General features: G+C 70.3%; 17 protein-coding genes. 7 read left to right on the forward strand and 10 right to left on the reverse strand.

Annotated elements, in window-relative coordinates; translation table 11 throughout:
- Nucleotides 1-410: hypothetical protein (locus Aph01nite_RS25090; protein ID WP_373872320.1), on the reverse strand; the 410-nt coding region annotated here is incomplete at its 3' end.
- Between the two features lie 58 nt (nucleotides 411-468).
- Between Aph01nite_RS25090 and sepH the strand changes: the two genes are divergently transcribed.
- The gene (gene sepH / locus Aph01nite_RS25095; protein WP_204043497.1) at nucleotides 469-894 is read left to right on the forward strand and encodes a septation protein SepH; all 426 of its coding nucleotides are present in this window, start codon (nucleotides 469-471) and stop codon (nucleotides 892-894) included.
- 304 nt (nucleotides 895-1,198) lie between these two features.
- On the opposite strand, the gene Aph01nite_RS25100 is transcribed toward sepH, so the two are convergent.
- A complete protein-coding gene (locus tag Aph01nite_RS25100; RefSeq protein ID WP_239161965.1) occupies nucleotides 1,199-2,743 on the reverse strand; it encodes a PH domain-containing protein in 1,545 nt (514 codons plus the stop codon).
- Nucleotides 2,744-2,934: 191 nt separating this feature from the next.
- Entirely contained in the window at nucleotides 2,935-3,510 is a 576-nt protein-coding gene (locus Aph01nite_RS25105; RefSeq protein WP_204043437.1) for a PH domain-containing protein, read from the reverse strand.
- A 1,110-nt stretch (nucleotides 3,511-4,620) separates the two neighbouring features.
- On the opposite strand from Aph01nite_RS25105, the gene Aph01nite_RS25110 reads away from it, so the two are divergent.
- The 5 genes from Aph01nite_RS25110 to Aph01nite_RS25130 all read left to right on the forward strand — a co-directional run bounded on the left by Aph01nite_RS25110 (nucleotide 4,621) and on the right by Aph01nite_RS25130 (nucleotide 12,125).
- Nucleotides 4,621-5,178, forward strand: coding sequence for a YbhB/YbcL family Raf kinase inhibitor-like protein (locus Aph01nite_RS25110; RefSeq protein ID WP_204043438.1), 558 nt, complete (start codon nucleotides 4,621-4,623; stop codon nucleotides 5,176-5,178).
- Between the two features lie 183 nt (nucleotides 5,179-5,361).
- Entirely contained in the window at nucleotides 5,362-6,879 is a 1,518-nt protein-coding gene (locus tag Aph01nite_RS25115; protein ID WP_204043439.1) for a hypothetical protein, read from the forward strand.
- Nucleotides 6,880-6,930: 51 nt separating this feature from the next.
- The gene (locus tag Aph01nite_RS25120; protein WP_204043440.1) at nucleotides 6,931-9,129 is read left to right on the forward strand and encodes a SulP family inorganic anion transporter; all 2,199 of its coding nucleotides are present in this window, start codon (nucleotides 6,931-6,933) and stop codon (nucleotides 9,127-9,129) included.
- Between the two features lie 96 nt (nucleotides 9,130-9,225).
- Nucleotides 9,226-10,239: an NAD-dependent epimerase/dehydratase family protein gene (locus Aph01nite_RS25125; protein ID WP_204043441.1), complete on the forward strand. Its 1,014-nt coding sequence runs from the start codon at nucleotides 9,226-9,228 to the stop codon at nucleotides 10,237-10,239.
- A gap of 122 nt (nucleotides 10,240-10,361) precedes the next feature.
- Nucleotides 10,362-12,125 carry a hypothetical protein gene (locus Aph01nite_RS25130; protein ID WP_204043442.1) on the forward strand — a complete coding sequence of 588 codons (1,764 nt, stop codon included), beginning with the start codon at nucleotides 10,362-10,364 and terminating at the stop codon, nucleotides 12,123-12,125.
- Nucleotides 12,126-12,146: 21 nt separating this feature from the next.
- Here the strand turns inward: Aph01nite_RS25130 and Aph01nite_RS25135 are convergent, their stop codons facing one another.
- Entirely contained in the window at nucleotides 12,147-13,055 is a 909-nt protein-coding gene (locus tag Aph01nite_RS25135) for an HNH endonuclease (protein WP_204043443.1), read from the reverse strand.
- Between the two features lie 209 nt (nucleotides 13,056-13,264).
- Here Aph01nite_RS25135 and Aph01nite_RS25140 point away from each other — a divergent pair, with 209 nt between their 5' ends.
- Complete coding sequence (locus Aph01nite_RS25140) at nucleotides 13,265-13,738, forward strand: GNAT family N-acetyltransferase (protein WP_204043444.1); 474 nt, start codon at nucleotides 13,265-13,267, stop codon at nucleotides 13,736-13,738.
- A gap of 177 nt (nucleotides 13,739-13,915) precedes the next feature.
- Here the strand turns inward: Aph01nite_RS25140 and Aph01nite_RS25145 are convergent, their stop codons facing one another.
- The 6 genes from Aph01nite_RS25145 to Aph01nite_RS25170 all read right to left on the reverse strand — a co-directional run bounded on the left by Aph01nite_RS25145 (nucleotide 13,916) and on the right by Aph01nite_RS25170 (nucleotide 20,426).
- Nucleotides 13,916-14,509 (reverse strand): GTP-binding protein, encoded by a 594-nt coding sequence (locus Aph01nite_RS25145; protein ID WP_204043445.1) that lies wholly within the window; start codon nucleotides 14,507-14,509, stop codon nucleotides 13,916-13,918.
- A complete protein-coding gene (locus tag Aph01nite_RS25150) occupies nucleotides 14,490-14,840 on the reverse strand; it encodes a DUF742 domain-containing protein (protein ID WP_204043446.1) in 351 nt (116 codons plus the stop codon). The genes Aph01nite_RS25145 and Aph01nite_RS25150 overlap by 20 nt, the downstream gene beginning before the upstream one ends.
- Nucleotides 14,837-15,262, reverse strand: coding sequence for a roadblock/LC7 domain-containing protein (locus tag Aph01nite_RS25155; protein ID WP_204043447.1), 426 nt, complete (start codon nucleotides 15,260-15,262; stop codon nucleotides 14,837-14,839). Before Aph01nite_RS25155 ends, Aph01nite_RS25150 begins: the two co-directional genes overlap by 4 nt.
- Nucleotides 15,243-17,417 (reverse strand): sensor histidine kinase, encoded by a 2,175-nt coding sequence (locus Aph01nite_RS25160; protein WP_204043448.1) that lies wholly within the window; start codon nucleotides 17,415-17,417, stop codon nucleotides 15,243-15,245. The genes Aph01nite_RS25155 and Aph01nite_RS25160 overlap by 20 nt, the downstream gene beginning before the upstream one ends.
- Before the next feature lie 340 nt (nucleotides 17,418-17,757).
- On the reverse strand, nucleotides 17,758-19,086 hold the full coding sequence (locus Aph01nite_RS25165; RefSeq protein WP_204043449.1) for a 3-hydroxybutyrate oligomer hydrolase family protein: 1,329 nt from the start codon (nucleotides 19,084-19,086) through the stop codon (nucleotides 17,758-17,760).
- Nucleotides 19,086-20,426 (reverse strand): MFS transporter, encoded by a 1,341-nt coding sequence (locus Aph01nite_RS25170; RefSeq protein WP_204043450.1) that lies wholly within the window; start codon nucleotides 20,424-20,426, stop codon nucleotides 19,086-19,088. Before Aph01nite_RS25170 ends, Aph01nite_RS25165 begins: the two co-directional genes overlap by 1 nt.
- Nucleotides 20,427-20,499 lie beyond the last annotated feature (73 nt).

Here is a 20,499-nt window from a genome sequence, read left to right on the forward strand (position 1 = left end):
AGTTCCGTCCCGGCCGCCGGCGCGGTCAGCGGCGCGGACGCTGCCGCCGCGACTTCCTTCGCGGGCTCGAAGGCGCCGACTTCGGACTCTGTCGCGGGTTCTGTCGCGAACGCTGAGACGTCGAATGTCCCGGACGGACAGGCCGGGGCGAGCCCCGAACCGAGGGCCGTCCCCAGTGCGGCAGCCGACGCGGCGCTCAACCCCACGAGCGAGAAATTCGCCACCGACACGGTGTCGAACCTTGCCGTCTCTTCGCCGAGCCCTGCCGCTCCCGCGGCTTCGAGCCCGGCCCACGACTCCACGGCGAGCCCTGTCGCCGAACGTGACGACGCGGCCGTTTCGGGTACGAAACCGGCCTCCGAGAGCGACCTCGCCGCCAGTGCGGCGTCCGCCTCCTCTCCTTCGGCCACGGACGGGCGAATCGACGTACCTGCTGCTCAGGCCGTCGCCGAGCCCACCGCGCAACCCTTGACGCCACCCGCCGCTGCGGCCGTCGGCACCCCCGCCGCGGAATCTGTCGCCCAGCCGGTGACCCCTGCCACCGAACCGGTGAAGGCCGAAAAGACGCCCGAGCCGTCCACCGTGGCAGGGCCCTCTGAGGACACCAGGCCCGCCGTCGCCGCAGCGATCATGGAGGCGGAGGCCGTCACCGAGACCCCGGTGGAGGAACCGGTCACGGTCCCCGCCGCCCGCGTCCCCGACGAGCCCCCCGCCGAGCCCGTCCCCGTCCCGGCCAAGAACGGCACCCAGCCGACCAAGGACCCCAAGCCCGAACCCCCCACCCCGGCCTCGGTCGCCCCCAAACCCGCCCCACCCCGCCGCAAGTCCCGCGGCCGCCGCGCCTCCGTCCCCAGCTGGGACGAAATCATGTTCGGCGCCCGCAAACCCGACTAAGAACCCCTGACAGAATGAAGCCGATCACGCTTGGCGTCGGTTCAGCAGTCGCGTCACCCGCGCTGAATAACGGCGAGAAGATGGCGCCTAGTCCATCTGAGCGGCGCCCTAAGATCTCCAACAGGCTGGATCGGCTGGGCCAGACTGGGCCGGCTGCTCTTGGCGCCGGTGCGGCGAGTCGCGTCGCCTGCGTTGACGGCGCCGGATGACGGCGAGAGCCTGGCATCCGTGCCGATCGGCGCTCAGGGCGTCCGCCGGAGATAGCGGGCCGACGCCGAGGCCGCACGTGGCCGATGTTGGGTGTTCAGGGATGGGTGATGAACTGGGTCAGCCATTCGGGGGTGACTTCGGCGGCGAACTCGACGCCCTGGCGTTCGCCGGTGTCGAGGGCGGAGTAGCCGCCGCTGCCGGCGCCGACGCCCGCGATCACGGTCAGGAGGCCGGAGGAGCGCTGGAACCAGGTTTGCTTGAAGGTCCAGCCGACCAGGGCGCGGCGTTCGACGACGGCTTGGGTTCGCCGGAGGGAGCCGGACCGTACCGAGAATCGGGCGCCGTCGTAGCCGTGGCCGAGGGAACGGTAGCGGTCTAGGCCGAGGGGGATTCCCAGGAGGGCGAGGGCCAGGGCGACCGCGACGACGACGCCCCAGCCGAGGACGGCGGCGACGGCGGCGACCAGCAGCCAGGGAAAGATGGCGCGGAACAGGCGTCGTCTGCGGGCCTGCGGTGGGTGTGGACGCAGGCCTACGGCGTTCGTGTGCGTCGAGCCGGCGTTGGGGCCGAAGGGGGCGATCGCATCGGCGGCGATGGCCAGGGCGTCGGCTTTAGGGGCGACAGGAAGGAGTTGGCCGCGGGTTTCGGAGTCGCCGAGGCCGGTCACCACCGCCCAGAGGCGGACGAGCTTGGCGACGCGTTCCGGTGGGCTTTCCGCCAGTTCGTAGCCGCGGATCCTGCTGCGTTCGAGCGAGACTGCCCGCCGGTTGATCAGGCCGCGCTCGGCGACCAGGTAGCCGTCCCGCGCTTTGAGGGTGAAGTCCCAGTTGAAGACCGCGTACATGATTCCGCCGGCCAGCGGCATGGCCAGCACGAGAACGATCACACCGGCGATCAGGTACTGCGGGTGGTCCCACAGCCATTCCCCGATCGCCCAGGCGGCCTTGCCGCTGATGCCGAACTCGTCACCCCACTGGAACAGCAGACCCACCGCACCGGCGACCAGCGCGAACGGCGTGAGCAGGTACGCCCCCGACAGCGGACCGTACCTGAGCCAGGACCTCGGCACGCGTATGAAGTAGTGCTCGCCGGACACCCCGGCAGGCACTCCACCAGGAATCCCAGCGGCACCGGCGGGAACTCCGGCAGCGGGCCCGGTGGGTCCGGGCACTCCCGCCGCTGTCCCGTTGTACGCCTCAGACGTCGCCCTGGGCGGGCTCGGGCGACGGGCCAGCAGGATGGCGCGAAGACGCTCGGCCTCCTCGACGGTGACCCCGTTGAGTTCACCCTCCTGCTTGTCACCCCCCGCTCCCGTATCCAGCTTGACCACGGCCAGCCCGAACAAACGATGCAACGGCGGCGTACTGACATCCACTCCGCGAATCCGCTCCAACGGGATGGTCCGCACAGATCGGCTGACGAACGCCCTGGTCAGCTCCAGCCGATCCCCCACGATCGTGTACGTGAACGTGGCCCACCTGATGACCGCGAACACGATCGATCCCGCCACCCCCATCGCCGCGAACAGAAACGACCGCGCCGAGAACCCACCCGCGACCAGCACCCCACCCAACGGCAGCAGCAGCGACGGCAACATCCGCACCGGATCGATCAACAACACCTTCGGACTGAGCCGCATCGGCACCGGTGCCACCGTCCCCGGCCCGAAGAACCCCCCACCCGAAGCCGCCCCACCAGGACCGCCACTGCCGGAGGCCCCAGCCTCGGGGACCGGACCGGTGGGAGTCGGGTTGGTGGGGGTTGGGTCGCTGGGGGAGGAAGGGTGTGGGGCCGGGTCGGGTGTGGGTGGGGTGGTGGGGTCAGGGGGTGTCATGTGGCGTCGTCTCGAAGTTGCTGGGCTCGGTGGGAGAGGTCCTCGGCGAGGCGGGCGGCGATTTCGTAGTCGAGGCCCTTGATGGAGGAGGAACCGGCGTAGGAGGCGGTCCTGATCTCCACGGTGGCGAGGCCGAGGAGGCGTTCGAACCAGCCCTGGGTCTTGTCGACGGTCTGGATGCGCCCCACGGGGACGAAGACCCATTCTCTGCTCAGCCAGCCGGAGCGCGCGTACACGATGTCGCCCGAGAGCTCCCAGCGGTGGACGGCGTAACGCAGCGGCGGCTCGATGATCACTGGCGGGAGGAGAACGGCGGCCACGGCCACCGGGAGCAGCCAGGGCCGGGCGGTCAGCCAGTCGGGCAGCCAGGACCAGCTGCCGACCCACAGGGACAGCAGGGCCGCCCCGCCGACCATGAAGAGGAGCCCCATGACGCCTTCGAGGAACCACAGCGTCATGGCCCGCCGCGACACCTGGTGGGCGGGCGCCCGGAGCGCGTCACGCGAAGTCTGCCGCGCTGCCGGCGGCGACTGGGGAGGTGGGCCTGCGGGCTGCCCGGCGAGATCGCTCACGTATCCCACCCTAAGTCGTGCGGACGCCCCCTCGTCCGCATGGTGGAACCCGGTGGCGACAGGACCCGCAACGCCCGCCGCAACTCCCCGGACGGCCGTCGGATGGCAGCTATGGCAAACCGCCCGGCTAGGCCCTGCGGGAACCTCCGCGTGGCCGTGCGATGGCCTGGTGGGGCTGAGCGGTCGTGCCTGGCCTCTCCCTGAGCATGATCGGCCAGCCCCACCAGGGTCACTCTTCTCCGCGCACGTGCCGGATCAGCCTGTACGACCCATCCGCACGCAGAAATACCGGGAATGCCGGGGAAGCCGGGCGGACCGGTAAACAGGCCACCAGCCGACCTGTTTCCCGCTATATCTCAACTAGGTGCCTAACTATGAGAATCCGCCTCCGCTTTTAGCGCAGAGTGTTGTGAAACGGAGATACCCGAGCCCGTCCGGACAAAATCTCAGCCTACGTATGAACTTGGGCAAACAACTGCCACACTAAAGAAAACCGTAATCCCATTTCCGGACATTTCTTCATTTACGAGCGATCGAGAGCAACTTCTGCAATGCCGTGGCTGTAGGGGTTCCAGGCCCCTGACTTATGACCGGATCTCCACCCAGCGAGTACGGATCTTCGAATGCCCGACGAGGCTCAGCCCGTACAGAATCGAAAGGTTTCGAGGAGTCCAACGGCCACAGGATTCCGACGACAGTTCGGGTCACACCGGCACATCCCAGCACCCACCCGGCCCGGCGACCCCACGACCGCGTGACGACATGTCGCTTATGTATGCCAGTTCACCGATAAATCGGGAAAAGGTGATGTTAGGTACCCTCCGCACGACCCACGACCGCCGCCTCACGAGCCCCCGGATCGCCTCCCACACCCCCCAGGACCGACCACGCACCGCGAGCCCGGAGCCACGCACCTAGATCGCCAGCAAGCCCGGCACACCCGCCGAATCATGCCGCAACCGTCAGGTCTGGAATCCGGTGTCAAATCCGGTGTGGAAGGGCCTCCGCCCAGGTCCAGAGCTCGATCAGCCCGATTCGGTGCGTTCTTCGCGCCACGGATCATCGCGATCCGGTCAGCGCATGGTCAGTATCCGCGTAGCATCATCCGGCATGGGGTCGCCTTCCAAGCCAGCACGCGCCCGGCGTGCCGCCGTCGCTCCCGCGGTGGCAGCCGCCGTGTGGGCGGGGGCCTCCGGATGCGGGATCGTGGGCGGTGGTTCGCCCGCGGACCTCGACGTGATCAGCGTGTCGAGCCCGCAGTTCCGGGACGGCGACCCGCTGCCGCACGGCTACTCCTGCCGGGGCGGGATCGGCAATCCGCCGCTCCGCTGGTCGGGGACGTCGGGCGCCAAGTCGGTGGCCCTGGTGGTCGACGGCAACGACTCGCGCGATGGAGCGGAGGTGCACTGGGTCGTGTACAACATCGATCCGGAAACCACCGAACTCGGGGAGAACACGGTGCCCCGGGGAGCGCGGCAGGGTGCGACGACTAGCGGAAAAGTCGGATATGTGCTCCCTTGTCGTGCCGATGACAGTTACCGTTTCACTGTCTATGCCCTCGACGCGAAACTGGATCTTCCGGCGGGTGCCCCCCTCTCGGAGAGTCTGGAACGCATCGCGGAGCACACCATCGCACGTGGACGGCTCACAGCGACCAACATCCAGTGACATGCTGAACACCGGAGGTAATAGTGCCGAACCAATCTTCGCCTAGGGTGTGACAACGGTCATTGTGGTCAAGCAGAATCGGATCCAATTGCTGAGCGCAGGTGAACGAAGGGGGCAGGTCGCGTCGATGGCCGCGCGATCTCACCGGCGCCGCTGGAAGGCCATGGCCTTGAGGGTGGTGCTATGACCGCGGTCATTTTGGGCCTCGTCGCCGTTGTGCTATTGGTGCTGGTAGTGGTGGCACTGGGCATGCGGTCGATGAACCGCAGGGAGAGCGCGCTCTCTTCCGAGCGGATCAAGGCGATGGCCGAAGGAAAAGGACCGAAGAGTCGCCGTCCTGCCGAGGAGACGTTCTTCGAGAGCTTCCCTGAGGGTTTTGACGCCTTTGAGGAGCCGGCCAAGCGCGCCGCCGTCAAACAGAACGGCGCTCCGCCGCGTCCGGCGCAGCGTCCGGGTGGCCGCCAGGCCGCGCGCCCCGCGCAGCGCGGCGGCAAGCCCGCGGGCAAGCCGGGGGGCAAACCCGCCACCGCCGCCACGGCGCCGCGCGGCAAGCGCGGGGTCGACGAGTGGGGCGCGGACGACGACTACGACGACGACTACTGGAGCCGGGTCCGCGCCGACGACGGCGCGTTCGGCGGAACGATCAAACAGCGGATGGCGGCCCCGCGCCCGGTCGAGGCCGAGGCCGGCGTCAGCGCCGGAGCCGATCCCAACGCGGCCACCGTGCAGGCCCCGCTCCCGCAGCGCCCGGTCGGCGCTCCCGGCATCGCCGCCGCCGTCCCGGGCCAGTCGCCCGGCCTGGCCGACCTCGTCGAGCCCCTGCGCGCCACCCCCGCCTCGGCCATCGCCGAGGAGAAGACCATGACCTTCTCCGCCCCGACCCCCGACCCGATGAGCACCTACACCGGGACGCCCACCGGTCCGCTGGCCATGCCGGAGCCGTCGCGCTCCACCGGCCCCTTCTCCTCGACCGGTCCGTTCGAGCCCACGCCCAGCACCGGGCCGTTCCTGTCGGGACCCTCCACCGGGTCGTTCGAGGCCTCCCGGGTCTCCGCGTACGAGCCGCCCAGGACGAGTGGATCGTTCGACGCCGTCCCCCCCGTCACCGGATCGTTCCCGGCGACCGGCGCCTTCGAGGTCCCCCGGGGCGCCTTCGAGGCGCCGCGCGCCCCCAGTGGCTCGTTCCCGACGGTCGAGCCGCCCTACCAGGAGCCCGCGTACCAGGAGCCGTCCGGCTGGTCCCAGCCCGCCTACCCGCCCACGCCACCGGCCCCCGCCGCCCAGCCGCCCACCGGCTGGACCGGGGTGCGGGACGTGCTGGACGACCCGGAGCCGCCGCGCCGCGACGACTCGTGGTCGACCTCGGGCAACTACCAGCTGCCCTCCGCGACGTACGACACCGGCTACGGCTCCTACCAGCAGCCGGAGCCCCCGGCCACGTCGTACTCCTCGTACGAGGTGAGCGCGGGCTGGGCGACCATCGACGACTCCGACTCGGTGAGCTACGACACCCCCTCCGGCCAGGACCGCCGCTACGACTACGAGACCGGCGGCTACCCGCAGCAGGGCGCCAACCCGGCGGCCGGCAGCTGGCCGTCCTACGACGAGCTGTACGGCGGGACCGAGTCGACCACGCAGAGTGGCTCCCGGCGCGGCAACCACCGCAATCCCGAGACCGACTATCCCGACTATTACCGGTGATTTTCCCCGCGCTTGCGCAGGTCAGGCTGGTGATTGCCGTACAGTCGCGGCATGACCGGGGGCAACACAGCAGTCACACAGAGTAGTTTCAGGCGGGGCGGGCTCGCGTCGGTGCTGCGGTATGACGTGCCGGCGTCGCTGGTCGTATTCCTCGTCGCGGTGCCGCTGTCGCTCGGCATCTCGGTGGCGTCCGGAGCCCCGCTGGCCGCCGGTCTGGTGGCCGCGGTGGTGGGCGGCATCGTGGCGGGCGCGCTGGGCGGGTCCGTGGTCCAGGTGAGCGGTCCCGCCGCCGGCCTCTCGCTGGTGGTGGCCGAACTCGTCCATGTGTACGGCTGGCGCGCCACCTGCATGATCACGCTGATGGCGGGCGCGCTGCAGCTGCTGCTCGGGGTGTTCCGGGTGGCCAGGGCGGCCCTGGGGGTGTCCCCCGCCGTGGTGCACGGCATGCTGGCCGGGGTGGGCGTGGTGATCGCGCTGGCCCAGCTGCACATCGTGCTGGGCGGGCAGCCGCAGAGTTCGGCGCTGGAGAACCTGCTCGAACTGCCCGAGCAGATCATCAACAACCACGCGCACGGCGTGCTGACCGGGGTGCTCACCATCGTGGTGCTGCTGGTCTGGACGCGGCTGCCGAAACTGAAGGTGGTGCCCGCGCCGCTGGCCGCGCTGGTGATCGCCTCGCTGTCGGCGGTGGCGCTCGGGTGGGATCTCACCGCGGTGGACCTGACCGGCGGGTTCGGCTCCATCGAGTCGCCGATCCTGCCGTCGGGCGACTGGCACGCGGTGGTCGGCGCGGTGGTGCTGGTGGCCGTGCTGGCGGGCGTGGAGTCGCTGCTCACCTGCGTGGCGGCCGACCGCATGCACGACGGGCCCCGCGCCGACCTGGACCGGGAGCTGACCGCGCAGGGCGCGGCCAACCTGATCTCGGGCGCGCTGGGCGGCCTGCCGGTCTCCGGCGTGGTGGTCCGGACCACCACCAACGTCAAGGCCGGGGCGCGCAGCCGCTGGTCGACGGTGCTGCACGGGTTCTGGGTGCTGCTGGCGGCCCTCGCGTTGGCCCCGGTCATCGGGCTGATCCCGCTGGAGGCGCTGGCCGCGCTGCTGCTGTTCATCGGCGTCAAGATGGTGAACCTGGGCAACGCCAAGAACCTGAGCGGGCACGGCGAGATGCCCATCTACTTCGTGACCATGGGCGCGGTGGTCGTGATCGGGCTGGCCGAGGGCATCGTGATCGGCCTGGGGCTCGCCGCGATCATCTCGCTGCGGCGGCTGACCCGGGTGTCGGTGGAGGTGCAGCAGCACGCCGGCCGGTGGCGGGTGGTGGTGACCGGGTCGCTGACGTTCCTGGGCGTGCCCCGGCTGTCGGAGGCGCTGCGCACCATCCCGCCGGGCGCGCCGGTGGACCTGGACCTGCACGTGGACTTCATGGACCACGCCGCGTTCGAGACGCTGCACGCCTGGCGCCTGGAGCAGGAGCGTACGGGCGGCTCCATCGACATCGACGAACTCCACGACAACTGGTACGGCGCGGCCGCCAGCGGCACCCGGGTCTTCCCCGCCAAGTCGCCGCCACAGCTGGACCGGTGGTACCTGCCATGGGCGTACCGGCGGAGGGCGGCCGACCCGATCAGCGAGGACCTGACGATCGGGACCCGCGAGTACCACCGGCGGACCGCGCCGCTGGTGCAGCCCCTGCTGACCCGCCTGGCGCGCAAGCAGACGCCCTCGCACCTGTTCATCACCTGCGCCGACTCGCGCATCGTGCCGTCGCTGTTCACCTCCAGCGGCCCCGGCGACCTGTTCACCGTGCGGAACATCGGCAACCTCGTCCCGCGGTACGGCTCGGCCCCCGCGGACGACTCGGTCGCGGCGGCGGTGGAGTACGCGGTGCAGGCCCTCGAAGTCCGGACGATCACGGTCTGCGGGCATTCGGGGTGCGGGGCGATGGCGGCGCTGCTGGAGGAGCCGCAGGGCCTGCCGTCGGTGCGGCGGTGGCTGCGGCACGGGCACGAGTCGCTGGCCCGGTTCGTGGCGGAGTCGCCCGGGGAGGAGAGCGGGCCGCTGGACCGGCTGTGCCGGACGAACGTGCTCCAGCAGCTGCAGAACCTGCGGACCTATCCGATGGTGGCGGAGCTGGAGCGGGCCGGGAAGCTGGAGCTGACCGCGATGTACTTCGACATCGGGACCGCGCGGGTGCACGCGCTGCCCGAGGAGGAGCCGCTCAGCCCGGTCCCGGAGCCCCGCAGCGGCTGACAGGATCCAGGCTGGCGGGATCCGCCCAGAGCGGATCGCGTCCGCTGACCGTGAAACGCCGACGACATGTCCGGGAACAGCGCGAAAAATGGCCGCATGAGAATCTTGGTGATCGGTGGGTCGGTGTTCCTGGGGCGGGCGATCGTCGAGGAGGCGCTGCGCCGCGGCCACGACGTGACGACGTTCAACCGCGGCGTTAGCCGTCCCGACCTGCCGGGGGTGACGGCGGTCCACGGCGACCGGGAGGTCTCCGCCGACCTGGACCGCCTGGCCGCCGCGGGCCCCTGGGACCGGGTCATCGACGTCTGCGGCTTCACCCCGAGCGTCGTCCTGGACGGCGTACGGCGGCTGAACGGCCGCGCCGCCCACTACACGTTCATCTCCAGCATCTCCGCCTTCTCGGAGTGGCCGGGCGTCACCGAACTGGACGAGGACGGCGTCCGCCACGAGTGCCCGCCCGACGCCACCTCCGGCGAGTACGGCGTGCTGAAGGCCGGCTGCGAACGCGCCGTGGCGGAGTTCTTCGACGGCGGCACGCTGGTCATCAGCCCGGGACTGATCCTCGGCCCGCACGAGAACGTCGGCCGCCTCCCCTGGTGGCTCACCCGCATCGAGCGAGGCGGACGGGTGCTGGCGCCGGGCGACCCCGGCCTGCCCATGCAGGTCATCGACGCCAGGGACATCGCCGCCTTCACCCTCGACCAGTCCGAGATCTCCGCCACCGGGCGTTTCCTGACGAGCGGCGTACCGGGCAACACCACGTACGGCGACTGGCTGAACCTGTGCATCGAGGCGACCGGCTCGGACGCCGAGCTGGTCTGGGTGGACGACCGGTTCCTCCTCGACCGGGGCGTCGAGCAGTGGAGCGAGCTCCCCCTGTGGATGGTGCCCGCTCCCGAGACGCGCGGCACCTGGAACCCGTCGTCCGCGAAGGCCGCCGCGGCGGGCCTCACCTGCCGCCCGGTCCGGGAGACCGTGCAGGACACGTGGGCGTGGCTGCGTGAGATCCCGGTCGCGGAGCGCAGCTTCCGCAGCCGCATGCTCAGCCACGGCATCGACCCCGGCAAGGAGGCCAAGATCCTGGCTGAATGGGACGCCCGCGACTCCTGACATTCCCGGGCGAACTTGGACGCTTTCCGAGCATCCCCGCCGAGTGTCGGACGCGGGCTCTAGTATGCACGAGCCGCAGTCACGTGACTACACCACGTGATCCGATCCGGGGAGGGACGCTCGTGGCACGGTCGATCAAGGGGAATCCCGCCCTGGCCCGGCCCTACCGCGACCTGGTGTGGCTGGCGTACCTGACGCTGCCGCCCGACGGGGGCGAGCGGCGGCTGCTGCACGCGCACCGGCTCGCCGCCCGCGCCGTGCTCCGCCATCCCGACGACCTGCCCGCCGCCCGCCTGCGGGTGCTGACCCGGGCGCTCCGCCACCGTGTCCGGCCCTGGCTGGGGGTGGCCCGCCCGCTGGAGGTCGTGCCCGCCGTCGTGCGCAGCGGCGAGCACGCCTTCACGGCCGCGCTCGAATCCCTCCCGGCCCCGGCCCGCGCCGCGTACGCGATGACCCGCCTGGAGGGCCTGCCCCCGGACGAGACGCGCCGCGTGCTCGGCCAGGCCGCGGTCGCGGAGCCCTCCATCGCGCTGGCCCTGGTCGACGCCCTGGAGGACGAGCACGGGCCCGCCATGCCGCACCGGCCGGCCGCCGACCCCACGCTGGCCCGCGTCTACGGCCGCGTCACGCCGCGCTGGCCGGCCTCCGTCGTGACCGTGCTGGTCCTGGCGGGGGTGATGGGGGTTCCGTACTGGCTGGGCACCGGGGCTCCGGTGCGGAGCGCGACGGCCGTACTGGCCCTCCAGCGGGTGCCGGAGGGCGCCTGGCGGAGCACCACGACGCTGGACGTGCGCGCCTGGCATCCCCGGGGCGCCCTGATCGACGACCGGCCGGTCACCACCCGCGCCCTGCGCGCCTGGCAGGGTTCGGTACGGCCCGAGGCCCTCTACGGCGTCTCCCCCGCCCCGCCCGCCACGGACCCGCAACTCCTGTACGCGGACCGGCTCGACGGCGGCACGATCGTCCTGATGCGCGACCCCGGCCGGATCGCCCGTTACGCGGAGAGCCGTGGCGTCGCCTCGCTGGAGGTCTTCCCCGAGCCGCGCGCGAAACCCGACGGGTCAAGCCCGCTCAAACTGTCCGGCTCCCGTTACTTGCTTCCGCCGTGGGTGGAGGAGGTCTCCTCGGCGTCGCTCAGCCGGCTCGGCGCGCGCTGGGCCCCGGTCCCCGTCACGGACGGCGTGACCGGTCCCGTCCCGCCCGTGCGGACCGGGGCGTGCTGGCGTGGGCCGGTCCTGCGCCTGCGGGCTCCCTCGATCGCGCATGGACTGCCGTACACGATGATCGACTTCGGACGTCTGGCGCTGGCCGACATCCAGCACCAGCCCCCGCCTCCCGCCGAGATCGACCGGTACGGCCCGCCCGAGATCGACACCAGCCTCACCGCCTTCTCCGCCTGGGCGTACCTCGGCTGCGCGCTCCCCTTCCCGCCGACCGAGGTCCAGGCCGCCACCGCCTGGGAGTTCTGGTCGGGCCCGCTTCCCGAGCAGGCCACCGGACGCTGGCTCTGCACCCGCTTCACCAACGCCGACGGCACCAGCACCACCCGCGCCACCCTCCTCGCGTACGCCCAGGGCCGGACCACCGCCATCCCCACCGGCGAACGCACCAACACCTGGGACTGCAGCCGCCTGACCCGCGACGTCGTCTCCGGCACCTGGTGGCGGGCCCCGTCCGGCCGCTGGTACTACCTGGCCGCCGCCAGCCGCCGCATCACCCAGCTGTCCATCATGGGCGTCGGCGTCGTCGACACGCTCAGCGCCTCGACCTTCTCCTCGACTCCCGGCCCGGTGAGCACCACGACCCCGCGCATCAAGATCACCCTGAAGGCGACCGTGCCGGATGGAGCGGCGCCGCCGATTTTCCAGCAGACGTACGAGCCGTGACGATGCACTCTCCCAAGAGGTTCACACCGCGGCACGGAATGCTTCGTAGCGTTCTTCGACCAGCTCAGGGTTGGGACGGTCTGCACGCCGCCTGGGCACGGAGAGAGACAGGTTGTTCATCTCCTGGAGGCCGTGCTTGAGCATCGGCCCGTCGATTTCGGCAAGAATGTCGGCGCGTACCTCGATGACCAAGTCCGGACGGACACCCAGGATGTTCTGGTCGTAGGCGGCATGGTGGATCTTGCACAAGGCCATCCCGTTGGAGACTGCTGGCACACCACGGGTGTCACGGTCCGGGATGATGTGAGCGGCATCCAGCAGGGATGGGTGCCGCAGGCGACACATCGCACAACTGGTCTCATACGCCTGAATCACCCGTTGCCGGAATACGGGTTGGTGCAGGCGTTGGCGACTGATCCGCTCGGAGTAACGACGCTCGATCGGGCTTACCGGACCGTCCACCCGAAGGTGCCGCTGAGCCTCCTCTAACGCGACCGCAACCTGAAGCTCCGCGAGCTCGACGGCGACGATCCACACGGGGAAGAAGGGGAGAAACAACTTCGGCTGAACACCGAAGAACCACATCAGCGGCACCCCGAGTTCGTGAGCTCTGCGGAGTCCGACGTTCGTGTAATGGTTAGGGTTTCCCTGGAACTTATAGCGCAGCAGGCCGTCCTGACCGACCGCGTCCTCGTATGGAGCGCGGGCGCCGTCGGAGGTATAGGTCGTCAGGATCGACAGCGCCGCCGTCATTCCCTGGGGTTTGCGGATGCCAAGCTGGTTGTCGATAAGGGGAAATTTTCGCCCTTCCCACTGGAACCCGAGCAGTTCCTCACGCCGCACGACTGGATCTTCGGGTGTGCATCGCTGTCGCAGCCAGGCCATGGCCGCAGCCCGGATCCGGCTATCCAGGTCATCACCCAACGACATGATCACAATCGTGTTTTACACCTGCCGCCGGCCGGTACGCCAGCGATCGGGAATCATCTCCGCAGCTTCGGCGCCACACGACTTTGAACTAGTCTTCCGCCTCAACGCGAGAACTGAAATGGTCGCTTTGTCGTCCCACTCCTGCCGTGTCCCATGATGGTCCGGCAGACGAGCCGTGAAGCGCCGAGAACGATGCGATGATTGCGGACGTGAGTGAGGTGACCCTGCGGCCGGTCGATGACGGCAACCGTGCGGCCGTGGTGGCCCTGGACGTCACGCCCGCCCAGCAGAACTACGTCGCCGGCGTGGCGGACTCAATCGACGACGCCCTCCGGTATCCGGAGGCGATGCCCTGGTACCGCGCCATCTACGCCGGCGACGATCCGGTCGGCTTCGTCATGATCAGCGACAACATCCCCCCGGGCGACCAGACTCTGCTGGGACCCTATTTCCTGTGGCGGCTCCTCGTGGACGCCCGCCACCAGGGCCGTGGCCACGGCCGTGCGGCCCTGAACCTGGTCCTGAACTACCTCCGGACCCGCCCCGGCTGCACCGAACTCCTGACCAGCGTGGTCCCCGGCGAAATCAGCTCGCCTCTCGGCTTCTACCTCCATCTCGGCTTCCAGGACACCGGCCGCTACTTCGACGGCGAAAGGGTTCTCCGGCTCCCCCTGAACGGCTGAACATCCCGGCATCCTGTTACGGAGTCGAGACACCCAATCACCCATGAGCGACATCTCACAGTAGAGAGTCGCCCCAGCCCCGGCTATTGGCTTGTCCTTCTCGCCACGGGTTTCACCGCGGGAACCGCCGCGACCGGCCTGCTACGCCCCTACGTACACCCTCGATAACCCGGTCGATTACGTTGAGCTGAAGGTGCCTTTCACGGCGTACGTGACCAGGTTGGTCAGGACGTCTTTGACTGATTCGCGGTCGCGTACGTCGCAGAGAACGATGGGCGTGAGGGCGCCCAGTCCCAGAGCCCGTCGGACGGTGGAGGGGTCGTGGCGGCGGGCGCCGTCGAAGCAGTTGACGGCGACGAGGAACGGGATGCCGCGCTGTTCGAAGTAGTCGACGGCGGGGAAGCACTCGCGCAGGCGGCGGGTGTCGGCGAGGACGACGGCGCCGAGCGCGCCGAGGGCCAGTTCGTCCCACATGAACCAGAAACGATCCTGACCGGGTGTGCCGAACAGGTAGAGCCACAGGCCCTCGCGGATGGTGATGCGGCCGAAGTCGAGCGCCACGGTGGTGGTGGTCTTGCGTTCCACGCCCGTGGTGTCGTCCACGCCGATGCCGAGGTCGCTCAGCAGTTCCTCGGTGTGCAGCGGCCGGATCTCGCTGATCGTGCCGACCATGGTGGTCTTGCCGACGCCGAACCCGCCGGCGATGAGGATCTTGATGGCCAGGGCCGAGGCGACCTCGGTCGCGCCGGACTCAGAGGCGGCGTAGCCCATTGAGCACTTCCCGGTAGATGCGTTCGTCGATCGTCTGGGTCACCGGTCGCGGCCGGTCGATGGTCACCAGGCCCTCCCGGCGCAGGTCGCCGAGGAGCACACGGGTGATGTTGAGCGGCAGCCTGAGATGCGCCGCGACGTCCGCCACCGGGCAGGGTCTGCGGCAGAGCGTGAGCACGGCGAGATGTTCCCGCATGAGGTCCGCCCGCCCGGCGGCCATGCTGACGGTCGTGACGATGGCCACCAGGTCGAAGGCCTCGCCCTGCGGGCGCGCACGGCCGCCGGTCAGCCCGAAGAGCCTGATCAGCGGCCCGGGATCCGGTCCGCTCACGGCTGCGGGCCGTTCCACGCGGGCGCGGGGGCCGCCCCTCTCGGCTGCGTGGACAGGTGCTCGCCGACGCGCCTGACCAGCAGCGCCATCTCGTACGTGACCAGGCCGAGCTCGGCCTCACCACCCGCGAGCACGGCCAGCCTGGCGCCCTGACCGGCCCCGGTGACCAGCAGGAACCCGCCCTCCAGCTCGATGATGGTCTGCCGTACGCCACCGAGGCCGAAGTGCCGTCCGGCGCCCTGGGCCAGGCTGTGACTGCCCGCGGATATGGCGGAGAGGTGCTCGACGTCCTCCCGCGTCAGCTCGCGCGAGCCGCCCATGGCGAGGCCGTCGGCGGACAGCACGATGGCGTGCCGGATGTCGGGGACGCGCTGGGTCAGGTCGTCGAGCAGCCACTTCAGTTCAGCTCCGAGGTTGCGCATCGGGATGTCCGTCCTCTCTGTTCCACTGTCCCTGCTCCCCCTGGGTACGGCCCTGCTGCCAGCCCCGCTGCATCGCCGACATGAGCGACCTGAGCTCGTCCGGAGACCGTACGGAGACGTCCCGCCGCTCCTGGGACCCCGCCCCCCGGAGCTGCGGGGCCAGGTTGGCCAAGGGAACCCGTACCGGCAGGCCGTCCAGGTCGTCCTCATCCGGGGCGGACAGGACAGCCGGGGTGAACGGCGCGAACGACATCGACGGCACCGGAGGCGCGGACGGGGCCCAGCGCACCGACACCGGCACCGGAGACCGCTCCGGCTCGGGCATCGCGGCGGCGAGCAGGCTCAACGGCAGCAGCACGATCGCGGTGACGCCCCCGTACGGCGACTGCCGGAGCACGATCTTGATGCCGTGCCGGGCGGCGAGCCTGGACACCACGAACAGGCCGAGCCGGTCGCTGTCGGCCAGGTCGAACTCCGGGGGTTCGGCCAGCCGCGCGTTGATCCCCTCCAGGGTGGCCGGGCTGAGCCCCAGACCGCGGTCCTCCACCTCCAGCCCGTAGCCGTTCGCGGCCGGGGTGCTCCGGATGTGGATCGTGGTGTCGGGCGGCGAGAAGACCGCGGCGTTCTCCACCAGCTCCGCCACCAGGTGGATCACGTCGGTGACGGCCGCGCCCACCAGCAGCGGGGCGTTCGGCATGGGCGCCACCATGACACGGGTGTAGTCCTTGACCTCCAGCACCGCGCTGCGGACGACGTCGTAGAGCGGCACCGGGTCGCGCCACCTCCGGGCCGGGGCGGAGTCGGACAGGATGATCAGGTTCTCCGCGTGCCGCCGCATGCGGGTGGTCAGGTGGTCGAGGGTGAAGAGGTCCTCCAGGATCTCCGGCTCATCGACCCGGCGTTCCATCGCGTCCAGCAGGCCGAGCTGGCTGTGGAGCAGCGCCTGGTTGCGCCTGGCGAGGTTGAGGAAGACCTGGCCGACGCCCTTGCGCAGGGTCGCCTGCCCGACCGCGGCTTCGACGGCGGTACGCCGTACGGCGGAGAAAGCCCGCACGACGCGGTCGAACTCGGCGGTTTCCGCGGGGGCGGGACCGGGGGCCTCGGTGGCCGGATCCACGTCCTCGCCTCTGCGCAGCCGCTCGACCAGCCGGGGCAGCCGTTCCTCGGCGAGTTCCACGGCCGACGCCTGCAGCCGCTTGAGCTCGTTGATCAGCAGCCGGCCGAACCGGTACGACGACACGACCGACAGCAGGACCGCGAGCAGGCCCAGCACCAGGACCAGCCCGATCCGCCAGTACGCGGCGGCCTTGCGCCCCTCCTGGTCGGCCGCGGCCCGGCCCAGCTCCCGCGAGGTGTCCTGGTTGATCGTGTCGAGGATCGTCTCCGTGTCGCTCTTCCACTCGGCGGGATCCACCGGCGGCGCCCCGTTGGTGTCCCAGCTGAAGAGCCGATCCTCCACGGCCGTCAGCCGCTGGTACGGCCCGCCGTTCAGCAGGGCCTCATACCGTTCCCGCAGGTCGGGCCCCATGTCGCGGTCGGCGTTGGCGAAGACGAGCCGGCGGCTGGTCATCGCGGCCACGAACGCGGCCCGGTCGGTGGGGGTCATCTTCTGGTGCACGATCGTGCTGGTCAGCACGGCGTGCTCGCGGCCCAGGTACTCGGCGGTGGCGCTGTAGGCGGACATGCCGCGCACCGCCCGGTAGGACGACACGTCGCTCAGCGCGTCCCGGTCGCTGAACTGCCGGTTGGCGACGCCGATCAGGTCGTCGTACGCGTCGATGACCCGCAGCGGCGGGGTCAGCCTGCCGCCGTCGGCCGAGGCGCGCAGGTCGCCGAGCCCGTCCAGGGCCTCCAGCAGGGCGCGCACCGCGGCCGGGGTCTCGGCCGTGCCGCGCAGCGCGGCGACCGAGTCCACCGATCCGATGGCCTGGCGCAGGCGCGCCACCTTCGCGTCGGTGATCCGGCGCTGTTCCGCCAGGGGCTGGTCGGCTCCGGTGCCGCCGACGGCCTCGGCGGAGCGCTGCCGCTCCCGCTGGAGTTCGACGATCAATTGCAGGACCGGTGACCCGATGGCCTCCCAGCGGTCCTGGGTCTGGGAGATCTCCGTGATCTCCTGGACGCTGGAGTAGGCGATGAATCCCCATAAAGCGATCATGCAGATCAGGGGAATCAGCAGGATTCTGAGCAGCTTGGAGCGAATCGGCGGCGGCGAGCTCAACCTTCACGTCCCATTCCGCGCATGAAATGCGCACCCGGCTATGATCTTGGCTCGCCCCCAAGAACACATGCCACCGCGTTATACGCCGGTGGTTGGTCCACTATGCCCACGCGGCAGACGGACTTCAAGCGGCAGCTCACAAGAATTCCGCCGGAAATTCAGCCCATGAATCATGAAATGTCCGTACGTGCAGCTCAAAAGCCATTTAGAGCGCAATACCCGGAACAAGCAGACGGGCTCGGCGCGGAATCCACGCCGAGCCCGTGCTGCGCGCCGGTCAGGCCGTCAACGCGCAGGTGTTCTCCAGGTCGCCCGTCGCCGGACGCGGCAGCGTCGCGCTCGGCGGCGGCGTGCCCTTGCCCAGCCACGACTCCAGCGCGGCGAACGCGCTGCGGAAGCAGGGCAGCAGCGGGCGGATGCGGTCGGGGAAGCTCGCGTAGAGGCCGTCGACGTGGTTGCCGCCTTCGAACCGGTAGTAGCGGAACAGGCGGTCCCGGTGCCGGTCACTGATCATCTCGGCGTACGCGTCGGAGACCACGCCGATCGGCAGCAGGGTGTCCAGGGTGCCGTGCACCGTGATCAACGGGCGTTTGATCTTGCCGGTGAGACCGACCCGGGCCACGGCCTGCCGTACGGCGGCGGGGCGGGAGCCGAAGTCGTAGTCGGTGTCGCAGGCGGGGGTGCCGGAGGCGCAGAACGGAGTGCCGGCCTCCAGGTCGCCGTCGAAACCGGGGTCGAACTCCTCGCGGTAGAGGCGCTGGGTGAGGTCCCAGTAGAAACTGTGATGGAACGGCCACAGGAAGGACGTCTCAGCGGTGAAGCCCGCCGCGGCCATCCCCGCGGTGTCCCCCGCCGGGTACGCGCGCAGCGCCGGCGGCAGGAACGTCAGCAGGTTGGGCCCGGTCGCCGTCCAGAGCACACCCTCCCAGTCGACGCCGCCGTCGAACAGGTCGGGGCGGTTCTCCAGCTGCCAGCGGACCAGGTAGCCGCCGTTGGACTGGCCGGCGGCGATCGTGGTGCGGGCGGGCTTGCCGTACCGCTGGCGGACGACCGACTTGGCGGCGGTCGCGAGCTGGCTGACCCGGTGGTTCCACTCGGCGACCGCGTCACCGGGACGGGTCCCGTCGCGGTAGAAGGTCACGCCGGTGTTGCCCTTGTCGGTCGCCGCGTACGCGTAGCCGCGGGCCAGCGCCCAGTCGGAGATCGTGAAGTCGTTGGCGTACGTCTCCCGGTTGCCGGGCGATCCGGCCACGACCAAGCCGCCGTTCCACTGCTTCGGCAGCCGTACGACGAACTGGCTGTCGTGGTTCCAGCCGTGGTTGGTGTTGCCCGTCGAGGTGTCCGGGAAGTAGCCGTCGATCTGCATCCCCGGCACGCCGGACGGGTTGACCGCCCCCGCCGAGTTGAGGCCGGACCAGTCGCTCTGGTCGGTGTGGCCGGTGACGAAGGTGCCCTTGGTGGTGAGATCGTCCAGGCAGGCGACCACCTGCCGTTCCGCGCCCGGTACGGTCACCGAGGGGCAGCGGGACGCGGCCACGGCCGGAACCGGCGCGGCCACCACGGCCGTGGCGACCAGGGCGGCCGCGGTTAAGATACGCGTCTTCATCACGCCTCCTTGGCGACGGGCACGGCGGCTTCGGTGGTGCTGGACGTCGGGGCGACCGAGGCCAGGTCCCGCTCCCGGGTCTCCTTGGCGGCGAACACCGCCACCAGGGTCAGCAGCGCGGAGGCCGCCACGTAGAGGGAGATCGGCAGGCTGGTGCCGTACGCGCCGAGCAGGGCGACCGCGATGATCGGAGCGAGCGCGCCCGCCACGATCGAGGCCAGCTGGTAGCCGATGGACACGCCGGAGTAGCGCATCCGGGTGCCGAACAGTTCGGAGAAGAACGCGGCCTGCGGGCCGTACATGGCGCCGTGGAAGACCAGGCCGACGGTCACCGCCAGCGTGGTGAGGGCGAACGAGGTGGTGTCGATCAGCGGGAAGAAGACGAACGCCCAGATGCCGACTCCGGCCGCGCCGAGCAGGTACACCGGCCGGCGGCCGAGCCGGTCCGAGAGCGCGCCCCACAGCGGGATCGTGACGAAGTGCACGGCCGACCCGATGAGCACCGCGTTGAGTACCGTGCCGCGTGGCAGTCCGACCGTGGTGGTCCCGTACACCAGGACGAACGCGGTGATCACGTAGTAGGAGATGTTCTCCGCGAGACGGGCGCCGATGGCGACCAGCACGTCCCGCCAGTGGTGGCGGAACACGTCGACGATCGGGGCCTTCGGCGCGGACTCCTGGTTGGCGACCGCCTGCTGGAAGAGCGGCGATTCGGCCACGCTGAGCCGTACCCACAAGCCGATCAGGACGAGGGCGCCGGAGAGCAGGAACGCGATCCGCCAGCCCCAGGCGAGGAAGTCGTCCTCCGGCTGCACCGCGGCCAGCAGCGCGAGCACGCCCGTGGCCAGCAGGTTTCCGCCCGGAGCGCCCGCCTGCGGCCACGAGGCCCAGAACCCGCGGTGGCGCGGATCCCCGTGCTCGGAGACCAGCAGCACCGCGCCGCCCCACTCCCCGCCCAGCGCGAAACCCTGCACCAGGCGCAACGCCGTGAGCAGCAGCGGCGCGGCCGCGCCCAGCGTCGCGTACGACGGCAGCAGGCCGATCAGGAAGGTGGCGCCGCCCATCATGACCAGGCTGATGACCAGCAGGCGCTTGCGGCCCAGCCGGTCGCCGTAGTGGCCGAACACCAGGCCGCCGAGGGGCCGGGCGACGAAGCCGATCGCGTACGTGAGGAACGCGAGGAGGGTGCCGGTGAGCTCGTCCTCCGTGGGGAAGAACAGTTTGTTGAAGACCAGGGCGGCGGCGGAGCCGTAAAGGAAGAAGTCGTACCACTCGATCGTGGTGCCGATCAGGCTGGCCGCGATGACCTTCTTGATCCGGCCGGGTGAGGCGGTGGACATGGGGAACTCCTCACAGTGGGGGGTTCCGCAACGTTATGCGTGCACCTAAATGACTCCTATGTGTCAACCCAAC

It is taken from the genome of Acrocarpospora phusangensis (assembly GCF_016862995.1).
GTDB lineage: Bacteria > Actinomycetota > Actinomycetes > Streptosporangiales > Streptosporangiaceae > Acrocarpospora > Acrocarpospora phusangensis.

Excerpts from the sequence above, each read along its gene's own strand:
- Aph01nite_RS25100 (WP_239161965.1), bottom strand. The coding sequence starts at position 2,743 with ATGCGGCTCAGTCCGAAGGTGTTGTTGATCGATCCGGTGCGGATGTTG.
- Aph01nite_RS25110 (WP_204043438.1), top strand. The coding sequence starts at position 4,621 with ATGGGGTCGCCTTCCAAGCCAGCACGCGCCCGGCGTGCCGCCGTCGCT.
- Aph01nite_RS25115 (WP_204043439.1), top strand. The coding sequence starts at position 5,362 with ATGACCGCGGTCATTTTGGGCCTCGTCGCCGTTGTGCTATTGGTGCTG.
- Aph01nite_RS25120 (WP_204043440.1), top strand. The coding sequence starts at position 6,931 with ATGACCGGGGGCAACACAGCAGTCACACAGAGTAGTTTCAGGCGGGGC.
- Aph01nite_RS25125 (WP_204043441.1), top strand. The coding sequence starts at position 9,226 with ATGAGAATCTTGGTGATCGGTGGGTCGGTGTTCCTGGGGCGGGCGATC.
- Aph01nite_RS25135 (WP_204043443.1), bottom strand. The coding sequence starts at position 13,055 with ATGTCGTTGGGTGATGACCTGGATAGCCGGATCCGGGCTGCGGCCATG.
- Aph01nite_RS25145 (WP_204043445.1), bottom strand. The coding sequence starts at position 14,509 with ATGGGCTACGCCGCCTCTGAGTCCGGCGCGACCGAGGTCGCCTCGGCC.
- Aph01nite_RS25155 (WP_204043447.1), bottom strand. The coding sequence starts at position 15,262 with ATGCGCAACCTCGGAGCTGAACTGAAGTGGCTGCTCGACGACCTGACC.
- Aph01nite_RS25160 (WP_204043448.1), bottom strand. The coding sequence starts at position 17,417 with ATGATCGCTTTATGGGGATTCATCGCCTACTCCAGCGTCCAGGAGATC.
- Aph01nite_RS25165 (WP_204043449.1), bottom strand. The coding sequence starts at position 19,086 with ATGAAGACGCGTATCTTAACCGCGGCCGCCCTGGTCGCCACGGCCGTG.
- Aph01nite_RS25170 (WP_204043450.1), bottom strand. The coding sequence starts at position 20,426 with ATGTCCACCGCCTCACCCGGCCGGATCAAGAAGGTCATCGCGGCCAGC.